The following is a 298-nucleotide window of genomic DNA, read 5'->3' as shown; positions in this document are numbered from 1 at the left end:
GGAGAACCTGCGGCTGGATCACCTCCTTTCTAAGGATAATTACGGAAACCTGCACATTGTTGAAACTTTGTTTAGTTTTGAGAGGTCTACTCTCATGAAGGATGTTATGGGCCTATAGCTCAGCTGGTTTAGAGCGCACGCCTGATAAGCGTGAGGTCGATGGTTCAAGTCCATTTAGGCCCATCCTTTTTATTGTTTTTTGGGGCCTTAGCTCAGCTGGGAGAGCGCCTGCTTTGCACGCAGGAGGTCATCGGTTCGATCCCGTTAGGCTCCATTAGCAACCATAAGGTTGCTGGAT

At 48.7% G+C, this 298-nt stretch carries 2 tRNA genes; both read left to right on the top strand.

The annotated features are described in order from the left end of the window. Nucleotides 1–108: 108 nt before the first annotated feature. Nucleotides 109–183: transfer RNA gene (locus FD20_RS12260), tRNA-Ile, on the top strand. Between the two features lie 18 nt (nt 184–201). Beyond that, a tRNA-Ala gene (locus FD20_RS12255) sits at nt 202–274 on the top strand. Nucleotides 275–298 lie beyond the last annotated feature (24 nt).

Source organism: Liquorilactobacillus uvarum DSM 19971, from assembly GCF_001434935.1.
Taxonomy (GTDB): domain Bacteria; phylum Bacillota; class Bacilli; order Lactobacillales; family Lactobacillaceae; genus Liquorilactobacillus; species Liquorilactobacillus uvarum.
This window is presented reverse-complemented; position numbering and strand designations above follow the sequence as displayed.